This window comes from Streptomyces sp. NPDC057253, from assembly GCF_042669125.1.
In the GTDB taxonomy this organism is placed as follows: Bacteria; Actinomycetota; Actinomycetes; order Streptomycetales; family Streptomycetaceae; genus Streptomyces.
Map to the genome: position 1 here is coordinate 14,201 of NZ_JBHUXV010000089.1, position 25,071 is coordinate 39,271.

The window sequence follows — 25,071 nt, forward strand, 5'->3', positions numbered from 1 at the left end:
TCGCCGTTGCCTCAGCCTGCCGACTCCGCCGCATGCGGGCTCAGGACGCCTGCCGTGACCAGGGCGATGATGACGATGCCGAGGGCGATGCGGTACCAGACGAAGGGCATGAAGCTCTTGGTGGAGATGAACTTCATGAACCAGGCGATCACCGCGTATCCGGAGGCGAACGCGATCACCGTGGCGAAGATAGTGGGGCCCCACGAAACGTGGTCGCTCTCCATCGCGTCCTTCAGCTCGAACAGACCGGAGGCGAGGACGGCCGGGATGGCGAGGAGGAAGGAGTAGCGGGCCGCGGACTCGCGCTTGTAGCCCATGAAGAGGCCGCCGCTGATGGTCGCGCCGGAGCGGGAGACGCCGGGGATGAGGGCCATCGACTGGCAGAAGCCGTAGATCAGGCCGTCCCTGATGCCGAGGTCCTCAAGTCCCTTGCGCTGCTTGGGCGCCCGGTGCTTGCCCCCGGTCTCGTCGCGCGCCGCGAGCCGGTCCGCGATACCGATGACGATGCCGACGACGATCAACATCGTGGCGGTGATGCGCAGATCGCGGAACGGCCCCTCGATCTGGTCCTTGAACAGCAGTCCCAGCACACCGATCGGGATGGAGCCCACGATCACCAGCCAGCCCATCTGGGCGTCGTGGTCGCGGCGCAGCTCCTTGTTGACCAGGGAGCGGCTCCACGTCGAGATGATCCGCCCGATGTCCTTGCGGAAGTAGATCAGGACGGCGGCCTCGGTGCCGATCTGGGTGATCGCGGTGAAGGCCGCTCCTGGATCCTTCCAGCCTGAGAAGGCCGCGGTCAGCCGCAGGTGCGCGCTGGAGGACACGGGAAGGAACTCGGTCAGCCCCTGGACGAGTCCGAGGATGAGTGATTCAAACCAAGACATGAAGTTACGGCGTCCAAGTGCTGATCGTGTGAGGGGAGTCGGGCGCGCCTGACCACCAGGAGCGGTGATCGGGGTGCGAGGGCAGCGTAGCGTCCCCCGCCGACGGCTCCGGCACAGGGGCGGTCAGGCGGCCGTCGGCCCGCTCACCGACCAGCCGGGGGCCTGCGGATGGGCCGTCAGGTCCTCGTGGGCCACCGCGCTCCCGCAGACGGAGCAGGTGACGACCGGCAGCAGTTCGTGGCCGCAGGTGTGCTCGACGACCATGGGCCGGTCCTCGTCCCCCCGCAGGTGCCGGTCGCCCCACGCCATGAGCGTCAGCAGCACCGGCTCCAGCTCCAGACCCGCCTGCGTGGGCCGGTACTCGAAGCGCTGCGGCCGCTCGCTGTAGATCCGCTTGGTCAGGATCCCGGCGTCCACGAGCCGGCGCAGCCGGGTGGCCAGGATGTCGCGCGGGGCCCCGATGTTGCGGACGAGCTGGTCGAAGCGGCCGTTGCCCAGGCAGACCTCCCGCAGCACGAGCAGGGAGTACTTCTCGCCGACGAGCGTCAGGGCGTCGGCGATCGAGCAGGGGCGCGGGTCCTTGGTGGCGGCCATGCACCCAGTCTAGGGGAGGGTTTGTTTTTCCAACTCGCGGAGTTATGGTTGGATTTCCTACTCACCGGTAGCCGTGGAGGACCGCAGCATGCGTGACGCAGTGATCGTCGAAGCCGTACGCACTCCCATCGGCAAGGGCAAGCCGAACGGCGCCCTCGCGCACGTGCACCCCGTCGAGCTCCTCGCCCACACCCTGCGCACCCTCGTGGAGCGCTCCGGCGTCGATCCGGCGCTCATCGACGACGTCATCGGCGGCACCGTCGACCAGGTCGGCGAACAGGCCATGAACACCACCCGCTACGCGGCCCTGTCGGCCGGCTTCCCGGAGAGCGTCCCGGCGACCACCGTGGACCGCCAGTGCGGTTCCTCCCAGCAGGCCGTGCACTTCGCCGCCCAGGGCGTGCTCGCGGGCGCCTACGACATCGTCGTGGCCTGCGGGGTCGAGTCGATGAGCCGGGTGCCGATGTGGTCCAACGTCCCCGAGGGCAAGGACCCCTTCGGCCCCGGGGTCGCCGAGCGCTACAAGGAGGGCCTGGTGCCGCAGGGCATCAGCGCCGAACTCATCGCCGCCAAGTGGTCGATCACCCGCGAGCAGATGGACGCGTTCGCCGTCTCCTCCCACCACAAGGCCGCCACGGCCTGGGAGCAGGGCCTCTTCGACGCCGAGGTGGCGCCCCTGGACGGCGTCCTGCGCGACGAGTGCGTCCGCCCGGGCAGCACCCCGGAGATCCTCGCCGGCCTGAGGCCCGCCTACTACGACCCGAACTTCGCCGAACGCTTCCCCCAGATCGAGTGGAACGTCACGGCGGGCAACGCGAGCCCGGTCAACGACGGCGCCTCGGCCGTCCTGATCATGTCCGGCGAGACCGCCGCCCGGCTGGGCCTGCGGCCCCTGGCCCGGCTCCACAGCTTCGCCGTCACCGGCTCCGACCCGATCCTCATGCTCACCGGAGTCGTCCCGGCCACGGAGAAGGTCCTGCGCCGGGCGCACCTCACCCTTGACGACATCGACCTCTTCGAGGTCAACGAGGCGTTCTCCAGCGTGGTCCTGGCCTGGCGGCAGGAGACCGGCGCGGACCTGGCCAAGGTCAACGTCCACGGCGGCGCGATAGCGCTGGGCCACCCCCTGGGCGCGAGCGGCACGCGTCTCACGACGACCCTGGTGCACGCGATGCGGGAGCGGGGGGCGCGGTATGCCTTGCAGACGATGTGCGAGGCGGGGGGTTTGGCCAACGCGATGATCCTGGAGCGGGTCTGAAGGCACATCGTGCGTCTGCTGCGCCGTCGTGGCTGGTCGCACAGTTCCCCGCGCCCCTGAAGGGGCGCTCAGCGCCCACGCAGATGGTGTCGCTTGCGCCACGCCACCACCGCTCCCGCCAGCCCCGGCAGGGCGATGGCCGCCATGGCGATGAGGAAAGCGGGCGACGTGGGCGCCGAGGCCCGCGCTCCGGCGACGACATACGCGGCGGTGTTCGGTATCGACCCGAGCGCCGTCGCGAGCAGGAACGGCATGTACCCCATCCGGGAGACCGCGGCACAGTAGTTGGCCGCCCAGAACGGCACCCCGGGGAACAGCCGGGCCGCCAGCATCGACCGGAACCCGTGCCGGCTGAGCTGTCCGTCCGCGGCCTTCAGCCACCGCCCCCGCAGCAGCGGCCGCAGCGCGTCCTGCCCGAGCACCCGGCCCAGACCGAAGGCGAGCCCGGCCCCGAGGACGGTGCCGGCAAGCGCCGAGGCGAGCCCCAGCTGGGAGCCGAAGAGCGCCCCCGCGGCCAGGTTCAGCAACGGACGCGGCACGAAGGCGACCGTGCACAGCCCGTACGCCACGCCGAACAGGGCCGCGGCCGCGATCCCGCCGAGCTGGGGCGGCCAGCCGTCCGCAAGCAGTCTCTGCGGCTCGAAGAGCAGAACCGTGGTGGCGGCGCCCGCGAGCAGCGCGACCAGCAGGGAGAGCCGGGACCACGGCGACAGCAGCACTCTCGTGCAGCGGGCGGTGAGACCCACCGGGGCGGGGACGGGGAGAGCGAGCTCCGTGGCGATGGCCGGGGGAGTGGCCGTGGCGGTGCCCCCAGAGCGGGTGGTGGCATCGAGCATCCTGTGACGGTAACCGACAGGGACGAGTGATCGCCCAGCGGATGCCGTCGGTTGTGCGACAGGCCACCACAAAAAACCGTTCGACGTGGGACGAAACGTCGGACATGATCTGCGTCATGTTCCGGTACGCCTTCGCTCTCGCAGCATCCGCAGTCGCGGATGCGCCGAAGGCTGCCGTTCCTGTCTTCCTGGCCGCCGCAGACGGCGCCCGAAGCTGACCCTTCCCGGATCGTCCGGCGGACCCCGCAGGGGGAGGGTCGGCGAGTCCTTGGGGTCCCCGTTCTTCCACGAACACGAAGAGGCTTCGAGGTACAGCCATGTCCAAAACCGCTTACGCGCGCACCAAGCCGCACCTGAACATCGGCACGATGGGTCACGTCGACCACGGCAAGACCACCCTGACCGCCGCCATCACCAAGGTCCTCGCCGAGCGCGGCAGCGGCACCTTCGTGCCGTTCGACCGGATCGACCGGGCCCCGGAGGAGGCCGCGCGCGGGATCACCATCAACATCGCGCACGTCGAGTACGAGACCGACACCCGGCACTACGCGCACGTGGACATGCCGGGCCACGCCGACTACGTCAAGAACATGGTCACCGGGGCCGCGCAGCTCGACGGGGCGATCCTCGTCGTCTCCGCGCTCGACGGGATCATGCCGCAGACCGCCGAACACGTGCTGCTCGCCCGCCAGGTGGGCGTGGACCACGTCGTGGTCGCGCTCAACAAGGCGGACGCGGCGGACGAGGAGCTGGTCGAGCTCGTCGAACTGGAGGTCCGTGAACTGCTCACCGCGCACGGCTACGGCGGCGACGCCGTGCCCGTCGTACGGGTCTCGGGGCTCAAGGCCCTGGAGGGGGACCCGCGTTGGACGGCGTCGATCGAGGCGCTGCTCGACGCGGTGGACACCTATGTGCCCATCCCCGAGCGGTATCTGGACGCGCCGTTCCTGCTGCCCGTCGAGAACGTGCTGACCATCACCGGCCGGGGGACCGTGGTGACCGGGGCGATCGAGCGGGGCACCGTGCGGGTGGGCGACCGGGTCGAAGTGCTCGGGGCCGCCGTGGAGACGGTGGTGACCGGGGTCGAGACCTTCGGCAAGCCGATGGAGGAGGCGCAGGCCGGGGACAACGTGGCGCTGCTGCTGCGGGGTGTTCCGCGGGACGCGGTCCGGCGGGGCCATGTGGTGGCCGCGCCGGGCAGTGTGGTGCCGAGTCGTCGCTTCACCGCGCAGGTGTATGTGCTGTCGGCGCGGGAGGGCGGGCGTACGACGCCTGTTTCCACGGGGTACCGGCCGCAGTTCTACATCCGTACGGCGGATGTCGTCGGCGACGTCGACCTCGGTGAGGTCGCTGTCGCGCGGCCGGGGGACCGGGTGGTCATGACCGTGGAGCTGGGTCGGGACGTGCCGCTGGAGGCGGGGCTCGGGTTCGCCATCCGTGAGGGTGGCAGGACCGTGGGGGCGGGAACCGTGACAGCCGTCTCCTAGGGGTGGCTGATGTGTGCGGGGGACTGCGGGCCGGTCAGTGGCTGGTCGCGCAGTTCCCCGCGCCCCTGGGTCGGCACACTGGTCGTGTGAACGACTCGATACCCGTCGCCAAGGCCACCGACTTCGGCTTCGCCAAGCTCATGCCCGACGTCGACCGGGAGCGGGCGTGGTTGCTGACCGTCGACGGGGCTCCGCAGTCCTATGTCGACCTCGACGATCCCCTGCATCTGGAGTTCGAGTACGCGCGGCGGCTCGGGCATGTGCTGGATGTGCTCGGGGAGGCGGGGCGGGCTTTGGACGTCGTACACCTCGGTGGGGGTGCCTTGACGTTGCCGCGGTATCTCGTCGCCAGTCGGCCGGGGTCCCGGCAGGATGTCGTCGACGCGGACCAGGGGTTGCTGGAGCTGGTCGTGGAGCATCTCCCGCTTCCGGACGGGGCCGGGATCGCGCTGCACGCGGACGATGCGCGGGGGTGGCTGGAAAGCGCTCCGGCGGACTCCGCCGACGTCCTCGTCGCCGACGTTTTCGGCGGGTCACGGGTCCCCGCGCACCTGACCTCCCTGGAGTACGCCCGTGAGGCCGCGCGGGTGCTCCGGGGCGACGGGGTCTATCTCGCGAACCTCGCCGACTCCGCGCCCTTCGCCTTCCTGCGGTCCCAACTCGCCAATTTCGCCGAGGTCTTCGAGGAGCTCGTGCTGATCGCCGAGCCGGCGGTGCTGCGGGGGCGGCGGTTCGGGAACGCGGTGCTGGTCGCCTCGCGCCGGCCGCTCGACACGACGGCGCTGGCTCGGCGTACGGCGGCCGACGCCTTTCCCGCGCGGGTCGAACACGGGGACGGGCTGCGGAAGTTCACGGGTGGGGCGCGGCCGGTGTCGGACGCGGACGCCGTGGCCTCACCCGAGCCCCCCGACGGGGCGTTCGGCATCGGCTGAGGCGGTCGGTGCGGCCTGGGTGACCTGCTTGGTGTTCCGGCGCAGGTTGCGGACGTCCGGTACGCACAGGACGGCCGCGGTGACCGCCGCGATCACGCCCGAGCAGCCCCACAGGGCCGTGGTGCGGCCGAACGCCGACTCCGCCGGGCCCGCCAGCGCGGCCGCGAGCGGCATGAGGGCGACCGAGCCGAACCAGTCGTAGGCCGAGACACGGGAGAGTTTCTCCTCCGGTATCTCCTGGTGCAGGGCGGTCATCCAGGAGACGCCGAACACCTCGATCGTCGCGCCCGCCACGAACATCGCCGTGCACAGCAGCGGTACCTGGACCGGTACGGCCAGCGCGGCGGAGGGCAGTGCCAGCGGGAACACGCACAGGATGCCCACGAACAGCAGCCGCCGGGGCTTCCAGCGGGTCATCAGGAGGGCGCCGACGACCGTGCCCGCGCCGAAGAAGGCGAGCGCCACGCCCCAGGGGCCCGCCCCGCCCAGGTGGTCCCGGGCGACGAGCGGGCCGTAGACCGCGTCGGCGGCGCCCAGGACCGCGTTGGCCACGGAGAACTGGAGGACGATGCCCCACAGCCACGGTCGGGACGCGACCTCGCGCCAGCCGTCGCGCAGGTCGGCGAGGATGCCCGCGCCCGGCTCGCGGGCGCGGATGTGACCGACGTCGAGGAACGACCGCAGGGAACCGGCGAGCGCGAACGCGACGGCGTCCGCCGCGAGGACCCAGCCCGGACCGACCGCGGCGACCATCGCGCCGCCGAGCGCGGCACCGCCCAGCGCCGCGCCCTGCATGGCCATCCGGAACACCGCGAAGGCGCGGCCTGCCTCCTCGCCGCTCACCGAGGACAGCAGCATGCCCTCGGCCGCCGGGCTGAAGAACGCCTGCCCGGTGCCGCCGAGCGCGGTCAGCAGCATCATCTGCCAGAGCCGGGGTTCACCGGTCAGGACCAGGACGGCGAACGCGCCCTGGGAGAGGAAGTTGAGGGAGTTGGCCGCGACCATCACCCGGTGCCGGGGCAGCCGGTCGGCCACCGCGCCGCCGATCAGCAGGAACACCACCAGCGGGAGGGTGCGGGCGGCGGCCACCAGGCCCACGTCGCCGCTGTCGCCGCCCGCCTCCAGTACGGCGAACGCGGCGGCGATCAGGGCGCCGTTGCTGCCGAGGTTCGTCACGAACGCGGCGACGGTCAGCAGGCTGTAGTTGCGGCTCGCCCAGCTGGGTCTGCGGGTGCGGGAGGAGGCGGCGGAGGGGGGCACCGGCCGACTATCGCCGCTGGGGACCCGCCTTGCCAAACCATTTGCAGGCCGGATGCCGGATTCCGGGGGAGAAGGCCGGATGCCGGATGAGAAGAGACGGCGATCACGGGTACGGACGCTGTCCGCACTGGCTACCCATGGGTAACATCGCGGCATGAGCGCAGACCAGATGTCCGTCGGCGAGATGCTCGCCGCCACCGTGCCGATGGTGCGGACCCTGAACCTCGAGTTCCTGGAGACCGGCCCCGAGAAGGTCGTGGTGGCCCTGCCCGACCAGGGCGAGTTCCACAACCATGTCGGCGGGCCGCACGCCGGGGCGATGTTCACCCTCGCCGAGTCGGCCAGCGGGGCTGTCGTCCTGGCCGCCTTCGGCGACCAGCTCTCGCGCGCGGTGCCGCTCGCGGTCAACGCGGAGATCGCCTACCGCAAGCTCGCGATGGGCGCGGTGACCGCCACCGCGACCCTGGGGCGCCCGGCCGCCGAGGTCGTCGCCGAACTGGACGCCGGACAGCGCCCCGAGTTCCCCGTCACGATCGAGATCCGCCGCGCGGACGGTGCGGTCACGGGCGAGATGACGGTGGTGTGGACCCTGCGGCCGAACGGCTGAGCGCGGAAGGGCGGGCGGGGGCGAGCACTCGTCGCCGGTCGGGACCCCGGCCGGAGCACTCGTCGGCGGTTCGGAGCCAGGCTTCGGCCCGCTAGACCACGCCTCGGCCGGGACCCGGGCATCGGCCCGCTAAACCACGCCTCGGCCGGGACCCAGGCTTCGGCCCGTTGGACCACGCCCGGGTCCGCCCGCCGGCCCCCTCCGTCGTGCACCGGCGCTCAGGCCGCCAACCGTCGTCCTTCTCGCGTCCCCTCACCGTTGCCCAGTTCCGCCACGAAGCCCTTGAGCCAGGCGGTGAACTCCGGGCCCAGGTCGTCGCGGGCGCAGGCCAGGCGGACCACGGTGCGCAGGTAGTCGGCCTTGTCGCCGGTGTCGTAGCGCAGGCCGTCGAAGACGACGCCGTGGACCGTTCCGGTGGTCGCGAGGGTCTGGAGGGCGTCGGTGAGCTGGATCTCGCCGCCGCGGCCCGGCGGGGTGCGGTCCAGGACGCCGAAGACCGCCGGGTCCAGGACATAGCGGCCGATGACCGCGTAGGCGCTGGGCGCGGTCCCGGGGGACGGCTTCTCCACCAGCCCGGTCACCCGGACCAGGCCCTCCTCGGCCGTCGGTTCGACGGCCGCACATCCGTAGAGGTGGATCTGCTCGCGCGGCACCTCCATGAGCGCGACCACGGTCCCGGCGTAGCGCTCGCGGACGTCGAGCATCGTGCTGAGCAGCGTCTCGCGCGGGTCGATCAGGTCGTCGCCGAGCAGGACGGCGAAGGGCTCGCCGCCGACATGCCGCCGGGCGCAGAGCACCGCGTGACCGAGGCCGAGCGGTTCGCCCTGGCGGATGTGGTGGATGGCGGCCAGGCGGGCCGGGTCGCGCACCGCGTCCAGGCGTGTCGCGTCGCCCTTGGCCGCGAGGGTCTGCTCCAGTTCGAAGGCGTTGTCGAAGTGGTCCTCGATGGCCCGCTTGTGGCGGCCGGTGACCATCAGGACGTCGTCGAGTCCGGCCGCCGCGGCCTCCTCGACGACGTACTGGATGGCCGGCTTGTCGACGACCGGGAGCATCTCCTTCGGTGTCGCCTTCGTCGCCGGCAGGAACCGGGTGCCGAGTCCGGCGGCCGGGACGACCGCCTTGCGGACCGTGCGGGCGCGGGCGGGCGTGCTGGGGGCGGGCGTGGCGGTCGGGTGGGGGGTGATCATGCGGATCATGCTGCGGCACCGGAATGAGAGCCCGCCGGGAACCGCCTGGGAGCTCCCTGTGGACCCTTTCGTGACCCGTTCGGGACTTGGAGATTTCGTGTGCCAAGGATCCGGCGGCGTACACAACCTGAGGCCGATTCCTCACTTCTTTTCGAAAACGGGTGCGGATACCCACGGTAACTTTTCTGAAGCGACGCCTTTTTGAACTTGGGTCACTCGAACTTCTTGTTACCTGTGCATCAATTGTGCGAAGGTGAGCGCCCCTCCGAAGGCCGGGTCACTTCTGACGCGGCATAGGTATGCACCAATCAGGCACCTGCTTTCCGGGGACGCGCATATTCCATGCCGTCCTGCGGCTTGGAAGGAATTGGTCCCGTGCAATCCGCTCCCCCTCCCCGACCCCCTTACCCCCCACGCCCCGGATCGAGCCCGGGAGAGTCCGACCGCACCCTTCTGGCGCGGCTCGGCGAGAAGGGCACGGACGGTCATGCCGTCGCGCTGTTGATGGCGCGGCACTGGCAGGCGACCTACGCGTACTCGGTCATCTGCCTCGCCTCCTGGTCGCCTTCGGCCTCCATGGCGGCCGCCGCGGCCTTCGACCGAGTGCTCAGCCGGGCGGGCGAGGGCGCGCTGCGTCCCCAACTTCTCGTTGCGGTAAGGGAGTTCGTCAAGGAGTGGGCCGCGGACGACGATATCTCCGCCGTACTGCCGGAACTTCGCAAGACGATCGGTGGCCGAGGTCTACGCGCGGCGAGGTCCGTCACCCCCGAAAGGCGACAGCTCGCCGAGCGCGCGTTCAAGGCTCTTCCCGGTGCCTCCCAATGCCTGTTGTGGCATACCGAGGTCGAGGCCGAACCCATATCCGTACCGGCCGGTCTGCTCGGCGTGGACGTGGCCCGTGCGGCCGCCGCCCTGGAGCAGGCGCGCGAGCAATTCCGGGCCGGCTGCGTCCGCGCCCACCGGGAACTCGCTCCCACCAGTGAATGCCGTTTCTACAACCGTCTCCTGGATGTCCCGATTCGCCGGGGCGGAGACCTTCTGCCCGATGTCCGTAAACATCTGGGGGAGTGCCGGTACTGCCGGCACGCCGCGGAACAGCTCAGTCATTTCGAGGGCGGTCTGGAGGTGCTGCTCGCCGAGACGGTGCTCGGCTGGGGCGCCCACCGCTATCTCGAATCCCGGCCCGCCCGCGCCGCCGACCGCCCGGAACCCGCACTGCACGGCGCGCCCCGACCCCGGCCCGGCGGCCGCCACCGCCCGACGAACGCCGGACTGCTCGGCGGGCCGCGCCGCCACCCCAAGGCCGTCCTCGTGGGCGCCGGCCTGACCTCCCTCGTCCTGCTGGCGACGGTGCTCGTCACCAAGGGCTGGTCCGACGGCGGCGTGCCCACGTCCGACGTCACCTGGGGCGCGGCGACCGGAAACACCGTGCGGCCGAGCCCCGTGGAGAACTCGCACTCCGCCGGCTCCCCGTCGCCCGCCTCCGTGGGTGACCCGGTCGAGGTCGGCCACGGCCGGCTGCGGAACATCGACGCCGGGCTGTGCCTCGACACCCCCGGCGGCCGGACCGCCGACGGCACCGAGGCCGTGCTCGCCGAGTGCTCCACCGCCGGGTCCCAGCAGTGGTCGTACCAGGCCGACGGGCTGCTGCGCAGCGCCGGCGACCCGAGGCTCTGCCTCGACTCGGACGCCGGGAAGGGGACGGTCCGGGTCGCGGACTGCCAGGGAGAGGCGGGTGAGGTCCACTACGACCTCACCGTGCGCGGCGAACTGCTGCTGCGCCGCGGCAAGGGGCTGCTGGTCGCGCCGGGCAAGGGCGACACCGTGGTCGTCACCGGACGGGACGGCTCGGGGAAGCAGCGGTGGGCCCTGGAGTTCACCGACGGGGGCGCGTCGACGGGGGCGCCCTCCAAGGGGCCGGACGGGAAGCGGCAGGGGTCGGACGGAGAGTCGCTCGCCCCGCACCTCACCACGCCCCCCGAGGCCGACGGACACCCCGACAAGGGCCCCGACCAGGCACCGCCGTCGGACCGGTCGAGAACGCCGTCGGGCCACTACGAGACCCGGGTGGCGCAGGTCGAAGACCGCGGTTCCGGGCCGGGCTCCGATGCTGCCGGCTCCGGGGCGGGGGCGGCGGCCGCCGGGGCCGCGGCCGCGGTGGGCGCGGTCGTGGACAGCGTGACCGCGGTGACGGCTCCCCTCCCATCGGTGACGGTTCCTCTCTCGTCGGGGACGGCAACCGTCACGTCGACCCTCCGGAACGTGCTGCCGTAGCGCGGTGAGCCGTTGTCCCGGACGGTGGTTCACGTGACCCGGTAGGCTGCCACGGCGCGCGTCGGAACGTGGCGCGTGCCGGGAACGTGACTCAGGAGGAACCGGCGTTGCACGTCCAGGAATGGCTCGACACCGTGCCCCCGGCCGCCGTCTACGCCCTGGTGGGCCTGGTCATCGGCCTGGAGAGCCTGGGCATTCCGCTGCCCGGCGAGATCATCCTGGTCTCCGCCGCGCTGCTGTCCTCGCAGCACGCGGGCATCAACCCCGTGGTGCTCGGCGCGTGCGCCAGCGTCGGGGCGGTGGTCGGTGACTCCATCGGGTACGCGATCGGGCGCAAGGGCGGACGGCCGTTGCTCGCCTGGCTCGGCAACAAGTTCCCGAGGCACTTCAGCGAGGGCCATGTCGCCACGGCGGAGCGGTCCTTCGAGAAGTGGGGCATGTGGGCGGTGTTCTTCGGCCGCTTCGTCGCCCTGCTGCGGATCTTCGCCGGACCCCTCGCCGGTGTGCTGCGGATGCCGTACTGGAAGTTCCTGATCGCCAACGTGCTCGGCGGGATCGTGTGGGCGGGCGGCACGACGGCCGTCATCTACTACGTCGGGATCGTGGCGGAGTCCTGGCTGAAGAGGTTCTCGTGGCTCGGGCTGGTGCTGGCCGTGCTGATCGGGCTCACCTCGATGCTGGTGCTCAAACGCAAGGCGGCCAAGGCCACAGCGACGGCGGCGGCCCAGAAGCAGGCGGCCGAGCCGGAGACCGTCCCGGCCGCCGACTGATCATCACGGCCGTCGGGGCGCCTGTTTGATCCTCGCGGCCGACGGGGCGCCTGCCTGACCCTCACTCACGGCCTTCGCGGCGCCCGCCTGATCGTCACGGCGTCTCGTGCACCTCGTGGTGCGCCTTGGCCAGGTCCGCGTACAGCGTTCCGTTCAGGGTGACCCCCTGGCGCTCCTCCTCCGTCAGCTCCCGCCGGACCTTCGCCGGTACCCCCGCGACCAGGGAACCCGGCGAGACCCGCATCCCCTGCGGGACCAGTGCCTGCGCCGCGACCAGCGAACCGGCGCCGATCACCGCGCCGTTGAGGACCGTCGCGCCCATGCCGATCAGGCAGTCGTCCTCGACCGTCGCGCCGTGCACGACCGCGTTGTGGCCGACGGAGACGCGCTCGCCGATCGTCACCGGGAAGCCGGGGTCGGCGTGCAGCGTGCAGTTGTCCTGGATGTTGCTCTGGGCGCCGACTGAGATGCGTTCTACGTCGCCGCGGGCCACCGCGCCGTACCAGAGGCTGGCCCCCGCTTGCAGCGTCACGTCCCCGATCACCGATGCGGTGGGCGCCACGAAGGCCTCTTCGTGGATCGCCGGTTCCTTTCCGCCGATGCCCGTGATCAAAGCCTTGTGCGCCATTTCGCCTCCTGGTTCGGGATATCCCGAACCGTACGCCACCCGGTGGGGCGAAGATCACAAGCCCCGCGTCTGATCCGGGCGCCCGGTGCTCAGTACGGTGAGGTCGTGCCGAAGAGCAAGAACACGTTCTCATCCTGGCGGGGTCGACTCGTGCAGCGGGCTGTCCACGCGGGCTGGGCCTGGGTGCAGCGCACCGGCTCCGTCACCGCCGAGCGCCCGGGACGCTTCCGCTTCGGCGCGCTGGGCGCGCACAGCCGGCTGGCCTTTCCGCTCGGCACGGTCTTCGGTGAGCCGTGGATCCATGTCGGCTCCCACTGCATCGTCGGCGAGCAGGTCACCCTGACCGCGGGCCTGATGCCCGACCTCGACCTCGGCCCCGAGCCGATCCTGCGGATCGGCGACGGGGTCGTGCTGGGCCGCGGCAGCCATGTCATCGCCGACACCACGGTGACCATCGGCAGCGACTGCTACTTCGGCCCCTATGTGTACGTCACGTCGACGAACCACTCCTACGACGATCCCCACGAGCCCATCGGCAAGCAGTGGCCGCGGATGGAGCCGGTGGAGATCGGGCCGGGGTGCTGGATCGGGACCGGGGCGGTGATCCTGCCCGGCGCGCGGATCGGGCGCAATGTCGTGGTCGCCGCCGGGGCCGTGGTCCGGGGTGTGGTGCCGGACCATGCCGTGGTGGCGGGGGCGCCCGCGCGGGTCGTACGGCGATGGACGGTGGAGGAGGGGTGGCAGCCGCCGCTGCGGACGCCGGCGCCCGTGCCGATCCCTCCGGGGGCTACGGCGGAGTCGTTGAGTGCGTTGGCGGGGTTGTCGGAGGAGGCTGTGGCGAGGTTGGCTGAGCTGGACTGAGGGTGCGTATGGGGGTGCCGGGTTCGGTTGTCGGGCGGCTGCGGGTGAGTGGGGGCTTGTCGCGCAGTTCCCCGCGCCCCTGGGTGGGTGCAGTGTCAGCCCGTTGGCAAGAGCAGCTAGCCCCAGCAGGGCCAAGCTCGCCCCTGCCCCGTTGCCAGGAGCACCGCGTCCAGCCGCGCCAAGCTCGTCCCTACCCCGTTGCCAGGAGCAGCGTGCCCACCAACGCCAGGCCCGCGCCCGCCGCCTGGAGTCCACGTAGGCGTTCGCTCAGGAAGCCTCGGGCCGCCAGGGCCGTCACCACCGGGTACAGGGAGGCCAGTACCGCTGCCACCGTCACCGGGCCGTGCTGGGCTGCCACCGCGTACGTGCCGTTGGCCGCCACGTCCGCCAGGCCGACGAAGGCCAGTGCGGGCAGGGAGGGCCAGGGGAAGCCGGACTGCGGGAGGGCGGGGGTGCCGCGCTTCACCGAGACGTACAGGGCCGCCCCGCCGACCGCCACATTGACCACCCGCTGCACGAACAGGGCCAGGAACAGGCCGGTGCCCGTCGTGGACGCCTCCGCGATCAGGGCGAACACCGTGCCGAAGCCGAGGGCCGCGATCAGGGTCAGCACGATCGCCCGGCGTTGGACCGGGGCGCCGCGCAGCTGGGGCCCGCCCGCGAGGACCACTCCGGTCACGGCGACCGCGATCCCCGCGGCCTGCACCGGTCCGGGCCGCTCGCCGAGGAAGAGGCCGACGCCGACCGGGACCGCCACGCTCAGCGTGCCCAGCGGGGAGACGACCCCCATCGGGCCCAGCGCGAGCGCCTTGTAGAAGCAGATCAGGGCGACGGGTCCGGCCAGACCCGCGGCGAAGGCGAACCAGAGACGTGGTCCGGCCTCGCTCCAGCCGCCCGTCGCCACCACGATCGCCCCGAGTACGGCCGCCGCGATCGCCTGTGAGACGACCACCACCGTGAGCGCTGGGAGCCGCCGGGTCAGCACCCCGCCGCCGAAGTCGGCCAGGCCCCACAGAAGGCTGGTGGCCAGGGCGAAGAATGCCGTCACGGGGTGCCTCGCAGTACAGTTCGGTGAACGGTCGGGTGCACCCCACCATAGTTCATTCGATTGCACTGTGTCATACAGAATATTGGACGTGACGTGTCGGACCTCGACCTGCTGACCCAGTCCCTGGCGCGCAACGTCAAGCGCTGGCGGACCGAGCGGGGCTTCACTCTGGACGCCCTCGCGGCCCGAGCCGGGGTCAGCCGCGGCATGCTGATCCAGATCGAGCAGGCCCGCACCAACCCCAGCCTCGGCACCGTCGTGAAGATCGGCGACGCCCTCGGCATCAGCATCACCACCCTGCTCGACTACGAGCAGGGCCCGAAGGTGCGGGTCGTCCCGCCGGAGCAGGTGGTGCGGCTGTGGAGCACGGAGGCCGGCAGCTGGAGCCGGCTCCTCGCGGGCGCGGAGGCCCCCGGCCCGCTGGAGATGTGGGAGTGGCTGATGATGCCGGGCGAGAGCAGCCGCTCGGATCCGCACCCCGTCGGGACCGTCGAGATCCTGCACGTCACGGAGGGCGAGATGACCCTGACCGTGGACGGGGTCGAGCACCGGGTCCCCGCCGGGGCGAGCGTCACCTTCGAGGCCAACGCCGAGCACATGTACGCCAACCAGGGCGACGTCCCCGCCCGGTGGATGCTGGCGGTCTCCGTGCCCGGGGTGTCCTGAGCGGCTGTTAGCGTGCCGCCATGGACGCGCCTCTCGGACACTTCGACCACGCCACCCCCGCCCCCGACGCCCTCGACGAGCTGATCCGCCCGGTCGCCGACGCCGTACGCCACTGGAGCGGCAGCGTCCCCGCCGAGCAGATCGTGTACGTCGACACCGAACCCCAGTGGGCCGACACCGCGGTCTTCGTGGAGCACTACGGCCAGGAGCTCCTGGAGCGGTCGGCGAACTGCGTGGTCGTCGCGGGCAAGCGCGGCGGTGAGACCACGCTCGCGGCCTGCGTGGTGCTCTCCACCAGCCGGGTCGACGTCAACGGTGTGGTCCGGCGTCAACTCGGCGCCCGCAAGGCCTCGTTCGCCGCCATGGACACCGCGACGGGACAGACCGGCATGGAGTACGGCGGCATCACCCCGCTCGGACTCCCCGCCGACTGGCCGGTGTTGGTGGACTCGGCCGTCGTGGACCTGCCGTACGTCCTCGTCGGCAGCGGGCGCCGGCGCGGGAAGCTGCTGGTGCCCGGGAAGGCGTTCGCCGAACTGCCCGGCGCGGTGGTGCTGGAGGGGCTGGGCGTGGCCTGACACCGGCCTTGCAAGGATCCGGCTCTCGGTCAGGCGTGGGTGTGGTGGGCCAGGGCGTGGTGCGGGTCCGTCTCGCCCGGCAGCGGGGCCGGATCGGCGTGCACCAGCGCCGCGGTCAGGCGCGGTACGGCATGCAGTAGGGCGTGCTCGGCCTCGACGGCGACGGCATGCGACTGACGTACCGTCATCTCCCCGTCCACCACCACCGCCACCTCCGCGCGCAGCCGGTGCCCGATCCAGCGCAGCCTCAACTCGCCCACCGCGCGCACCCCTTCGACCTGCCGCAGCGCGCTCTCGGCCCGGTCGACCAGCGCCGGGTCGACCGCGTCCAGCACCCGCCGGAACACCTCGCGTGCGGCGTCCCGCAGGACGAGCGCGATCGCGGCCGTGATCGCCAACCCCACGAGCGGGTCCGCGAGTTGCCAGCCGAGGGCGGAGCCGCCGGCGCCGATGAGCACGGCCAGTGAGGTGAACCCGTCGGTGCGGGCGTGCAGTCCGTCCGCCACCAGTGCCGCCGAGCCGATCTCCCGGCCCACCCGGATGCGGTGGCGGGCCACCCATTCGTTGCCCGCGAAGCCCACCAGCGCGGCCGCGGCGACCGCCGGGACATGGGCCACGGGACGCGGATCGAGCAGTCGGTCGATCGCCGCCCACCCCGCGAAGGCCGCGCTCGCCGCGATGGTCAGCACGATCGCGATGCCCGCGAGATCCTCGGCGCGGCCGTAGCCGTACGTGAAGCGGCGGGTGGCCGCGCGCCGGCCGAGCACGAAGGCGATGCCGAGCGGTACGGCGGTCAGCGCGTCCGCCGTGTTGTGCACGGTGTCGCCGAGCAGCGCGACCGACCCGGACACGACCACCACGGCCGCCTGTGCCAACGCCGTCACTCCGAGCACGGCGAGCGAGACCCACAGGGCGCGCATGCCGCGCGCCGAGGACTCCAGGGCGGAGTCGAGCTTGTCGGCGGTCTCGTGGGAGTGGGGGGTGAGGAGGTGGGCGAGGCGGTGGCGGATGCCGGGACGCGCGTGTTCGTGCGGATGCCCGTGATGGTGGTCGTGGTCGCTCACGTGGTGCCCCTTTCGGTGCGCGCGGGAGTGGACGAACCCCGCCCACGGAGCCATTATGTGCGTATGAGCGCACGCATGCACCTATCACCTGCGCACGATGCGCATCCGCGTACCCCGGGCGAGGAACAGTTCGCCCTCGCCGCCGAGATCCTCGCCCTCCTCGGCGACCGGACCCGGCTCACCCTGCTGCACGCGCTGACCGGGGGAGAGGCCGATGTCACCACCCTCACGGAGGCGTGCGGGGCGGCCCGGCCGGCCGTCAGCCAGCACCTCGCCCGGCTCCGGCTCGCCGGGCTGGTGAACACGCGGAAGGAGGGGCGCCGGGTGATCTACGCCCTGCGCGACGGCCATCTGCGCCGACTGGTCGACGAGGCGCTCAACGTGGCCGACCACCGGCTCAGCGACCGGCCGGTGCACGACTGACGGCTCGGTCGGACCGCTCAGTAGGCGGACGCCGTACCCAGGTACTGCTCCGCGAACGCGGCGGCCGCCGCGGGGGAGGTGAACAGCCGGCGGAGACGGGCGAAGGTGGTGCCCGCACGGTACTCGTCGCCCGACGAGGTGCCGTGGTAGACCTCCGAGAGCCACTGGGAGAACTCCTGGTAGTCCCACACGCGCCGCAGACAGGCCTCCGAGTAGCCGTCGAGTCCGCCGCCGTCGCCCTTGCCCAGGTAGGCGACCAGGGCGTCACCGAGCAGGAAGGCGTCGTGCAGGGCGAGGTTCATGCCCTTCGCCGCGATCGGGGCGGTCAGGTGCGCGGCGTCGCCCGCGAGGAAGAGACGGCCGAACGTCATGGGCTCCACGACGTAGTTGTGCATGTCGAGGACGCGCTTCTCGATCAGCGGGCCCTCGGTGAGCGGCGGGGTGCCGTCCGCGCCGAGCCGCGACTGGAGCTCGCTCCAGACGCGTTCGTCGGACCAGTTCTCGGGGTCGTCGCCCGGCGGGCACTCCAGGTAGTAGCGGGTGACCTCGGGGCTGCGGGCCATGTGCCCGGCGAAACCCCGCGGGTGGATGCCGAACAGGACGCAGTCGGAGGACGGCGGCGCCTCGGCGAGCAGCGCCAGCCAGCCGATGCCGTAGTCGTGCCGGGAGACGGTCGTGGTCGGCGGCAGGACCGTGCGGGTCACCCCGCGCGCCCCGTCGCAGCCCGCCACGAACTCGCACTCCACCAGCTGCCGTTGACCGGTCGCGGGATCGGTGTACGACACGGAGGGCCGGGGCGTCTCCAGGTCGTGCAGCTCGATGTCCCGGACGCCGAAGCGGATCTCGCCGCCCCGTACGTCGGCGTACTCGCGCACCAGGTCCGTCACCAACAGCGGCTGCGGATAGACGAAGTGGTGCTGTCCCGTCAGCTCGCCGTAGGAGAAACGGAAGCGGTCGCCGGCGAAGCGGAACTCGCACTCGGTGTGCAACTGGGCGCACTCCAGCAGGGTATCGGCGAGACCGCGCCGCTCCAGGCCGCGGACGGCCCACTCCTCGATGACCCCGGCGCGCGGCCGCTGCTCGATGAACGAGCGGGTCTCCACCTCCAGGACGAGGCAGTCCACACCCGCGGCCCGCAGGATGTTGCCGACGGTCAGCCCGGCCGGTCCTGCGCCGACGATCACGACCGGAAAGCGTTGTGGGGCACCGGAGTTGGGGTGGGAGGTCACCTGGCCATTATGTCGGCGCTCCGGCGAGGCGGGCAGACGGCACCGGGTGCCTCCACACGTGGAGGCACCCGGTCCGCTCCCCCTCCCTCCGGCCCCCCTCCGGGGGGTCTCAGTGCGCGGGCGCGTCCGTGACGACGACCTCCTCGATGCTGCGCTCGATCTGTGCCGCCGGGGAGGCGGTGGCCCGGGCCCAGTAGTAGATCGCCAGGGAGAAGACGGCGATGAGCGCGATGTCCCACCACAGACCGATCCGCCCCGAGCCGCCGCCGAAGCCGCCCTGCCAGGAGATCAGGCCCATGCCCACCAGGTAGACCGGCAGCCACTGGGCGGCCTTCCAGTCCAGGCGGGGCGCGTCCGGCAGCCGCTTGACGACGGCGTAGCGGGCGTAGCCGCCGAGCAGCACATAGCCGAGCACGATCGCGACGCCGAGCCGCCACAGCGTGTGCCAACCCGCCCAGTAGATGATGAGGTTGGCCACCACGAAGGAGACCGGGGACAGGACCGAGCCCGCGGGCAGCCGGTAGGGGCGGTCGTGCCCGGGCAGCTTGTCCGCGAAGACGCCGTACGCCAGCGGGGCGCCCGCGTACATCAGGACACTCGCCGAGGTGATGAAGCTGACCAGCTCCTGCCAGCTCGGGAAGGGCAGGAAGCAGACCACGCCGGTCACGAAGGAGACGGCGAGCCCGAACCAGGGCACGCCCCGGTCGTCGGTGCGCTCGAACAGCTTGGGCGCGTACCCGTTCCTGGAGAGGCCGTAGGAGACCCGGGAGGTGGCGGTCGTGTAGATGAGCCCTGTACCGCCCGGTGAGATCACGGCGTCCAGGTAGAGGATCCAGCCCAGCCAGCCGAGGCCCACGAGGGTCGCGAGACCGGCCCAGGGGCCGCTGATGCCGGAGTAGTCGAGCTTCGCCCAGCCGTGCGCGAAGGTGCTGTGCGGCAGCGCGCCGATGAACACGACCTGGAGCAGCACGTAGATGACCGCGCCGATGGCGACCGAGCCGATGGTCGCCCGGGGCAGGTCACGCTTCGGGTTCCGGCTCTCGCCCGCCAGCTGGATCGCCTGCTCGAAGCCCAGCAGGGCGAAGATGATGCCGCTGGTGCTGATCGCGCTCAGCACGCCCTTGGCGCCGAAGGGCGCGAAGCCCTCCGAGTGGAAGTTGCCCGGGTGGAAGTTGCCGACCGCGATGATGAAGATGGTGGCCAGCGGCACGGCGATCTTCCACCAGGTGGCGGCGCTGTTGGTGTGCGCGAGCACCCGCACGCCGAGGAAGTTGACGACCACGAAGACGGCCATGAGCACGATGGCCACGAGGAATCCGCTCGTGGTGAGCGTCTTGTCGGCGTGCTGGAACCCCTGTGCCCAGGACCAGTGACCGGCATAACCGATCATCGCCTCGACCTCGATCGGCGCGACGGTCGCCGCCTGGAGCCAGGAGAACCAGCCGAACGACATTCCGGCGAGACCGCCGAAAGCGTAGTGGGGATAGCGGGCGGTGCCGCCCGCCACCGGGAACATTCCGCCGAGTTCCGCGTGGACCAGGGCGAGCAGCACGATGGCCACCGCCCCGATGATCCACGAGATCGTGGCCGCGGGTCCGGCCACGACGACCGCCTCCTGGGCGCCGTACAGCCAGCCGGAGCCGATGATGGAACCGACCGAGGCCCACATGAGACCGATCAGCCCCACGTCCCGCCGCAGGCCGCCGCCGGGCGTACCCTTTGTTTCAGGTGCTGAATCGACGCTTACCATAAATTAGGGCGCCTCTCACGAAATACGCACATGTGCTGTGTGAGTGGCCCCAGATTACGAATCAACCGCCTTTGCATTAAAGGCGGTTGTCGTATGTTTGACTTCTTGGCGGGGAATTCCTTGCGAGTCTTTCAGGAATTCGGGAGGGAAATCAGCCCAGCCGGGGGATCTCGATCGCCGGGCACTTGTCCATGACCATTTCCAGGCCGGCGCCGCGGGTGCGGTCGAATGCGGACTCGTCGATGACGTCCAGCTGGAACCACACGGCCTTGGCACCCTTGGCGACCGCCTCGTCGGCGACCGGGCCGGCGAGGTCGCTGTTGACGAACACGTCGACCACGTCGACGTCGAAGGGGATCGCCTCCAGGGAGGGATAGCCCTGCTCGCCGTGGACCGTCTCCGCCTTGGGGTGCACCGGCACGATGCGCTTGCCGTACCGCTGCAGGACGCCGGCGACGCCGTACGCCGCGCGCCGCTGGTTCGAGGACAGGCCCACGATGGCCCAGGTGTCACCGAGTTCGGTGAGGATCTTGCGGATCGTTGCCGGGTCGCCGTACACGCTCGGCCTCCTTGGGATGCGTGCGGAAGTCGCTGTGGCCGACAACAGCGCGCGGGACGCGCTGATTCCTCGTCCTCGCGTCCGAATCCGTGCCACTTGCCCGCGCCGGGGCCGCCGCACGCCTACGCTCGCCCCGTGCTGCGCATCATCGACGCCCGAAGCGGCGAGCCCGTCGACGCTGTCCCCGTTCGCAGGGGCCTGACCCGAGTCGAGGTCCATGTACCGGGCTACGACAGCTCCGCCCTCCGTGCCCTGCTCGTCGCCGACGTCCTGCTGCGGGCCCTGGAACTCGGCGGCACCCCCGTGTGGGCGCTGCTCACCGCGGACCGCGACCAGGCCGAACTGCACGCGGGCGCTGCCGCCCTCGGCATTCGGCCCTTCGAGGACCTGGGGGAGGTCGGCCCCGCGTGGGGCGAGTCGCAGGTCGTCCATGTGGTGGGGGAGGGCGGCGCGACTCCGGACGGCGTACGGGTCGCCGTCGCGCCCGTCGAGACGCCGGGGCCCGCCGAGGGCACCGACCCCGCCGTGGTCCGGCTGGCCCTGCTCACCACGCCCCGGAACACCCCCGCGCGGCTCGACGGGAGCGCCCTGGGCCAGGCCCAGGAGACCCTCGTACGCTGGCGCCGGGCCGTCGCCGTGTGGGCGCGGCAGCCGTCCCGGCCCGTTCCCGACGAGGTGCGCGGACGGCTCCGTACCGCCTGGGAGGACGACTTGGACGTACCCGAAGTGCTGCGCGTGCTGAAGTGGGTCGAGGACTCGGAGCTGCCGGAGGGCGCCCGCTTCGAGACGTACGCCTACGCGGACCGGCTGCTCGGCCTCGAACTCACCCGTGACCTGGGAGCCCCGTCATGATCGAGCGTGCCGGAGCGGGCCCGCTGCGCCGCCTGGTCGTCCTCAGACACGCCAAGTCCGCCTGGCCCGAGGGCGTCGCCGACCACGAGCGGCCGCTCGGCCCGCGCGGGCACCGGGACGCGCCCGAGGCGGGCCGTCTCCTCGCCGCCTCCGACCTGCTCCCCGACCTCGCGCTGTGCTCCACCGCCGTACGCGCCCGGCACACCTGGGAGCTGGCGTCCGCGCAGTGGGGCACCCCGCCGCCGGTGCGGTTCGACCCGGAGCTGTACGGGGCCGACGTACCCGAGCTGCTGGCGGCCGTGCGCGCGACGCCGCCCGAGGTCGTGACCCTGCTGCTCGTCGGTCACAACCCCGGTCTGGAGGAGCTGGTCCTGACCCTGGCCGGGGACGGACTCGACGACTCGCTGGAGGAGGTGCGGGTGAAGTTCCCGACCTCGGCGATCGCGGTGCTGGCGTGGCACGGGTCGACCTGGCGGGCCCTGGACCCCGGGGCGGCACTGCTCACGTCCGTGATGGTGGCGCGGGGCAGGAAGTGACCCGGCCCTGAGGGGGCCGGCCACCACCTCCCGGTGAGCTCCGGACCGTCCTCGACCACGGACTAGGCTGGCCGGATGCAGGACGAGTACCGCACAGTGGCCCACGCGGGTGTGCACGAGACCGAGGTCAACCGCTCCCGCTTCCTGTGCGCTCTCGCTCCGGCGGCCGACGAGCGGGAGGCGCAGGAGTTCGTCGCGGCCGTCCGCAAGGAGCACGCCGACGCCAGCCACAACTGCTACGCGTACGTCATCGGCGCCGACGCCGCGATCCAGAAGGCGAGCGACGACGGCGAACCCGGCGGCACCGCCGGCGTCCCCATGCTCCAGATGCTGCTGCGCCGTGACATGCGCTACGTCGTCGCGGTCGTCACCCGCTACTACGGCGGCGTCAAACTCGGCGCGGGCGGCCTCATCCGGGCGTACGGCGGCGCGGTCGGCGAGGCCCTGGACACCCTCGGCACCCTCACCCGCCGCCGCTTCCGCCTCGCCACGGTCACCGTCGACCACCAGCGCGCCGGCAAGGTGGAGAACGACCTGCGCTCGACCGGCCGCGAGATCCGCGACGTGCGCTACGGCGAGGCGGTCACCCTCGAGATCGGGCTCCCGGACGCGGACGTGGAGGCGTTCCGGGCATGGCTCGCGGACGCGACGGCGGGGACGGCGGGCTTCGAGCTCGGGGGAGAGGCGTACGGGGACGCCTAGGTGTGCTTTCCGGGCATAACGGTCTTGCCGGAGTGTGGTCATGACGGGTCGATACGGGAGTAACCGCACGTGATGTCAGACCCGGCCGTTAGGGTCGGGGATCATGAGGCTGCTGCACACTTCCGACTGGCATCTCGGCCGGGCCTTCCACCGGGTCTCCCTGCTCGGGGCCCAGGCCGAGTTCATCGGTCACCTCGTCAGGACCGTGCGGGAGCGCGGGGTGGACGCGGTGGTCGTGTCGGGAGACGTGTACGACCGCGCGGTGCCGCCGCTGGCCGCGGTCGAGCTGTTCGACGACGCGCTGCACCGGCTCGCCGACCTCGGTGTGCCCACCGTGATGATCTCCGGGAACCACGACTCGGCCCGCCGCCTGGGGGTCGGCGCCGGACTGATCGGGCGCGCCGGTATCCATCTGCGGACCGAGGCCGCCGCGTGCGGGACACCGGTGGTGCTCTCCGACGCCCATGGTGACGTGGCGTTCTACGGCCTTCCCTATCTCGAACCGGCCCTCGTGAAGGACGAGTTCGGTGTGGAGAAGGCGGGGCACGAGTCCGTGCTCGCCGCCGCCATGGACCGCGTCCGCGCCGACCTCGCCACCCGCGCGCGGGGCACGCGGTCCGTCGTCCTCGCCCACGCCTTCGTCACCGGCGGCGAGGCCAGCGACAGCGAGCGGGACATCACCGTCGGCGGAGTCGCCGCCGTGCCCGCCGGTGTCTTCGACGGCGTCGACTACACCGCCCTCGGCCACCTGCACGGCAGCCAGACCATCACCGAGCGCGTGCGCTACTCCGGCTCCCCGCTGCCGTACTCCTTCTCGGAGGCCGACCACCGCAAGAGCATGTGGCTGGTCGACCTGGACGCCGAGGGCGCGGTCACCGCCGAGCGGGTCGACTGCCCGGTGCCGCGCGCGCTGGCCCGGATCCGGGGCACGCTGGAGGAACTGCTCGCCGATCCCCGGCTCGTGCACCAGGAGGAGGCCTGGGTCGAGGCCACCCTCACCGACCCGGTCCGCCCGGCCGAACCCATGGCCCGGATCAGTGAGCGGTTCCCGCACACCCTCAGCCTCGTCTTCGATCTCGAGCGCGCCCCGGGCGACCCCGACGTGTCGTACGCCCGGCGGCTGGCCGGACGCAGCGACCAGGAGATCGCGGAGGACTTCGTGGCCCATGTGCGCGGCATCGGACCCAACGAGCGCGAACAGGCCGTGCTGCGGGACGCGTTCGACACCGTGCGCGCCGACGACACCCTCCGGGAGGTGGCGCGGTGAGGCTGCACCGGCTCGACATCACCGCCTTCGGCCCCTTCGGCGGCACCCAGACGGTCGACTTCGACGACCTGTCGGCCGCCGGACTGTTCCTGCTGCACGGCCCGACGGGCGCGGGCAAGACCTTCGTGCTCGACGGGGTCTGCTACGCGCTCTACGGCGCCGTACCGGGCGCCCGGCAGAGCGGCCAGGGCCTGACGCTGCGCAGCGACCACGCCACGCCGGGCACCCGCACCTCCGTGACGCTGGAACTCACCGTGGCCGGACGGCGGTTGGAGATCACCCGGCAGCCGCCCTGGGAGCGCCCCAAGAAGCGTGGCTCCGGCTCGACACTCGACAAGGCCCAGAGCTGGCTCCGCGAGTACGACGGCACGGCCGGGAGCTGGAAGGACCTGAGCCGGTCCCATCAGGAGATCGGCGAGGAGATCACCCAGCTGCTCGGCATGAGCCGCGAGCAGTTCTGCCAGGTCGTGCTGTTGCCCCAGGGCGACTTCGCCCGTTTCCTGCGGGCCGACGCCGAGGCGCGCGGCAAGCTGCTGGGCCGGCTCTTCGACACCCACCGTTTCGCCGAGGTCGAGAAGCGGCTGGCGGAGCGCCGCCGCACCGCCGAGGCACAGGTGCGGGAGGGCGACGCCGCCCTGCTGGCCGACGCGCACCGCATGCAGCAGGCGGCCGGCGACGCCATGGAGCTGCCGGAACTGGCACCGGGCGAGCCGGGCCTGGCCGAGACCGTCCTCGGCGCCGCCGCCGTCGCCCGCTCCACGGCCCGCGAACTGCTGGCCGTCGCCGACTGCCGCCTCACCACCGCCGAGTCCGCAC

At 71.9% G+C, this 25,071-nt stretch carries 26 protein-coding genes; 15 read left to right on the forward strand and 11 right to left on the reverse strand.

What is annotated here, in order from left to right; all coding sequences use genetic code 11:
* Positions 1-11: 11 nt before the first annotated feature.
* Positions 12-887, reverse strand: coding sequence for an undecaprenyl-diphosphate phosphatase (locus ACFULQ_RS35170; RefSeq protein WP_383551842.1), 876 nt, complete (start codon positions 885-887; stop codon positions 12-14).
* A 123-nt stretch (positions 888-1,010) separates the two neighbouring features.
* A complete protein-coding gene (locus tag ACFULQ_RS35175) occupies positions 1,011-1,481 on the reverse strand; it encodes a winged helix-turn-helix transcriptional regulator (RefSeq protein ID WP_383551843.1) in 471 nt (156 codons plus the stop codon).
* Between the two features lie 88 nt (positions 1,482-1,569).
* Between ACFULQ_RS35175 and ACFULQ_RS35180 the strand changes: the two genes are divergently transcribed.
* Positions 1,570-2,739: a thiolase family protein gene (locus ACFULQ_RS35180; RefSeq protein ID WP_383551845.1), complete on the forward strand. Its 1,170-nt coding sequence runs from the start codon at positions 1,570-1,572 to the stop codon at positions 2,737-2,739.
* Between the two features lie 68 nt (positions 2,740-2,807).
* On the opposite strand, the gene ACFULQ_RS35185 is transcribed toward ACFULQ_RS35180, so the two are convergent.
* Positions 2,808-3,575, reverse strand: coding sequence for a TVP38/TMEM64 family protein (locus ACFULQ_RS35185; RefSeq protein ID WP_383551847.1), 768 nt, complete (start codon positions 3,573-3,575; stop codon positions 2,808-2,810).
* Positions 3,576-3,892: 317 nt separating this feature from the next.
* Between ACFULQ_RS35185 and tuf the strand changes: the two genes are divergently transcribed.
* The gene (gene tuf, locus ACFULQ_RS35190; protein WP_383551849.1) at positions 3,893-5,062 is read left to right on the forward strand and encodes an elongation factor Tu; all 1,170 of its coding nucleotides are present in this window, start codon (positions 3,893-3,895) and stop codon (positions 5,060-5,062) included.
* Positions 5,063-5,148: 86 nt separating this feature from the next.
* Positions 5,149-5,994, forward strand: a complete 846-nt coding sequence (locus tag ACFULQ_RS35195) for a spermidine synthase (RefSeq protein WP_383551851.1) — start codon at positions 5,149-5,151, stop codon at positions 5,992-5,994.
* Here ACFULQ_RS35195 and ACFULQ_RS35200 read toward each other — a convergent pair.
* A complete protein-coding gene (locus ACFULQ_RS35200; RefSeq protein WP_383551853.1) occupies positions 5,956-7,254 on the reverse strand; it encodes an MFS transporter in 1,299 nt (432 codons plus the stop codon). The two genes, ACFULQ_RS35195 and ACFULQ_RS35200, sit on opposite strands and share 39 nt — an antisense overlap.
* A gap of 169 nt (positions 7,255-7,423) precedes the next feature.
* Here ACFULQ_RS35200 and ACFULQ_RS35205 point away from each other — a divergent pair, with 169 nt between their 5' ends.
* A complete protein-coding gene (locus tag ACFULQ_RS35205) occupies positions 7,424-7,861 on the forward strand; it encodes a DUF4442 domain-containing protein (RefSeq protein ID WP_383551889.1) in 438 nt (145 codons plus the stop codon).
* A 218-nt stretch (positions 7,862-8,079) separates the two neighbouring features.
* On the opposite strand, the gene galU is transcribed toward ACFULQ_RS35205, so the two are convergent.
* Positions 8,080-9,048 carry a UTP--glucose-1-phosphate uridylyltransferase GalU gene (galU, locus tag ACFULQ_RS35210; RefSeq protein WP_383551855.1) on the reverse strand — a complete coding sequence of 323 codons (969 nt, stop codon included), beginning with the start codon at positions 9,046-9,048 and terminating at the stop codon, positions 8,080-8,082.
* A 375-nt stretch (positions 9,049-9,423) separates the two neighbouring features.
* Here galU and ACFULQ_RS35215 point away from each other — a divergent pair, with 375 nt between their 5' ends.
* Together ACFULQ_RS35215 and ACFULQ_RS35220 are read left to right on the forward strand one after the other, a co-directional pair.
* Positions 9,424-11,322 carry an RICIN domain-containing protein gene (locus tag ACFULQ_RS35215; RefSeq protein ID WP_383551857.1) on the forward strand — a complete coding sequence of 633 codons (1,899 nt, stop codon included), beginning with the start codon at positions 9,424-9,426 and terminating at the stop codon, positions 11,320-11,322.
* Positions 11,323-11,429: 107 nt separating this feature from the next.
* Positions 11,430-12,092: a DedA family protein gene (locus tag ACFULQ_RS35220; RefSeq protein ID WP_053847491.1), complete on the forward strand. Its 663-nt coding sequence runs from the start codon at positions 11,430-11,432 to the stop codon at positions 12,090-12,092.
* 94 nt (positions 12,093-12,186) lie between these two features.
* On the opposite strand, the gene ACFULQ_RS35225 is transcribed toward ACFULQ_RS35220, so the two are convergent.
* Positions 12,187-12,720 (reverse strand): gamma carbonic anhydrase family protein, encoded by a 534-nt coding sequence (locus ACFULQ_RS35225; RefSeq protein WP_383551859.1) that lies wholly within the window; start codon positions 12,718-12,720, stop codon positions 12,187-12,189.
* A 105-nt stretch (positions 12,721-12,825) separates the two neighbouring features.
* Between ACFULQ_RS35225 and ACFULQ_RS35230 the strand changes: the two genes are divergently transcribed.
* Positions 12,826-13,581 (forward strand): acyltransferase, encoded by a 756-nt coding sequence (locus ACFULQ_RS35230; protein ID WP_383551861.1) that lies wholly within the window; start codon positions 12,826-12,828, stop codon positions 13,579-13,581.
* Positions 13,582-13,771: 190 nt separating this feature from the next.
* Here the strand turns inward: ACFULQ_RS35230 and ACFULQ_RS35235 are convergent, their stop codons facing one another.
* On the reverse strand, positions 13,772-14,629 hold the full coding sequence (locus ACFULQ_RS35235) for an EamA family transporter (protein WP_383551863.1): 858 nt from the start codon (positions 14,627-14,629) through the stop codon (positions 13,772-13,774).
* A gap of 93 nt (positions 14,630-14,722) precedes the next feature.
* Here ACFULQ_RS35235 and ACFULQ_RS35240 point away from each other — a divergent pair, with 93 nt between their 5' ends.
* Both ACFULQ_RS35240 and ACFULQ_RS35245 read left to right on the forward strand, forming a co-directional pair.
* Entirely contained in the window at positions 14,723-15,295 is a 573-nt protein-coding gene (locus ACFULQ_RS35240; protein ID WP_383551865.1) for a helix-turn-helix domain-containing protein, read from the forward strand.
* 20 nt (positions 15,296-15,315) lie between these two features.
* The gene (locus ACFULQ_RS35245) at positions 15,316-15,873 is read left to right on the forward strand and encodes a YbaK/EbsC family protein (RefSeq protein WP_383551867.1); all 558 of its coding nucleotides are present in this window, start codon (positions 15,316-15,318) and stop codon (positions 15,871-15,873) included.
* 29 nt (positions 15,874-15,902) lie between these two features.
* Here the strand turns inward: ACFULQ_RS35245 and ACFULQ_RS35250 are convergent, their stop codons facing one another.
* A complete protein-coding gene (locus ACFULQ_RS35250; protein ID WP_383551869.1) occupies positions 15,903-16,937 on the reverse strand; it encodes a cation diffusion facilitator family transporter in 1,035 nt (344 codons plus the stop codon).
* Positions 16,938-17,000: 63 nt separating this feature from the next.
* Between ACFULQ_RS35250 and ACFULQ_RS35255 the strand changes: the two genes are divergently transcribed.
* The gene (locus ACFULQ_RS35255) at positions 17,001-17,360 is read left to right on the forward strand and encodes an ArsR/SmtB family transcription factor (RefSeq protein WP_383551871.1); all 360 of its coding nucleotides are present in this window, start codon (positions 17,001-17,003) and stop codon (positions 17,358-17,360) included.
* A gap of 17 nt (positions 17,361-17,377) precedes the next feature.
* Here ACFULQ_RS35255 and ACFULQ_RS35260 read toward each other — a convergent pair whose 3' ends face one another.
* From ACFULQ_RS35260 to ACFULQ_RS35270, 3 genes are all read right to left on the reverse strand, one after another.
* Positions 17,378-18,589, reverse strand: a complete 1,212-nt coding sequence (locus ACFULQ_RS35260; RefSeq protein ID WP_383551873.1) for a 4-hydroxybenzoate 3-monooxygenase — start codon at positions 18,587-18,589, stop codon at positions 17,378-17,380.
* A 109-nt stretch (positions 18,590-18,698) separates the two neighbouring features.
* Complete coding sequence (locus ACFULQ_RS35265; protein ID WP_383551875.1) at positions 18,699-20,339, reverse strand: APC family permease; 1,641 nt, start codon at positions 20,337-20,339, stop codon at positions 18,699-18,701.
* A 151-nt stretch (positions 20,340-20,490) separates the two neighbouring features.
* Positions 20,491-20,898 (reverse strand): CoA-binding protein, encoded by a 408-nt coding sequence (locus ACFULQ_RS35270; protein WP_383551877.1) that lies wholly within the window; start codon positions 20,896-20,898, stop codon positions 20,491-20,493.
* Positions 20,899-21,033: 135 nt separating this feature from the next.
* Between ACFULQ_RS35270 and ACFULQ_RS35275 the strand changes: the two genes are divergently transcribed.
* From ACFULQ_RS35275 to ACFULQ_RS35295, 5 genes are all read left to right on the forward strand, one after another.
* A complete protein-coding gene (locus tag ACFULQ_RS35275; RefSeq protein ID WP_383551879.1) occupies positions 21,034-21,750 on the forward strand; it encodes a hypothetical protein in 717 nt (238 codons plus the stop codon).
* On the forward strand, positions 21,747-22,286 hold the full coding sequence (locus ACFULQ_RS35280) for a SixA phosphatase family protein (RefSeq protein ID WP_383551881.1): 540 nt from the start codon (positions 21,747-21,749) through the stop codon (positions 22,284-22,286). The genes ACFULQ_RS35275 and ACFULQ_RS35280 overlap by 4 nt, the downstream gene beginning before the upstream one ends.
* A 75-nt stretch (positions 22,287-22,361) precedes the next feature.
* Positions 22,362-22,988 carry a YigZ family protein gene (locus ACFULQ_RS35285; RefSeq protein ID WP_383551883.1) on the forward strand — a complete coding sequence of 209 codons (627 nt, stop codon included), beginning with the start codon at positions 22,362-22,364 and terminating at the stop codon, positions 22,986-22,988.
* Positions 22,989-23,091: 103 nt separating this feature from the next.
* Positions 23,092-24,255: an exonuclease SbcCD subunit D gene (locus ACFULQ_RS35290; RefSeq protein WP_383551885.1), complete on the forward strand. Its 1,164-nt coding sequence runs from the start codon at positions 23,092-23,094 to the stop codon at positions 24,253-24,255.
* The coding region (locus ACFULQ_RS35295; RefSeq protein ID WP_383551887.1) for an AAA family ATPase at positions 24,252-25,071 on the forward strand (820 nt) is incomplete at its 3' end. The genes ACFULQ_RS35290 and ACFULQ_RS35295, both read left to right, overlap by 4 nt.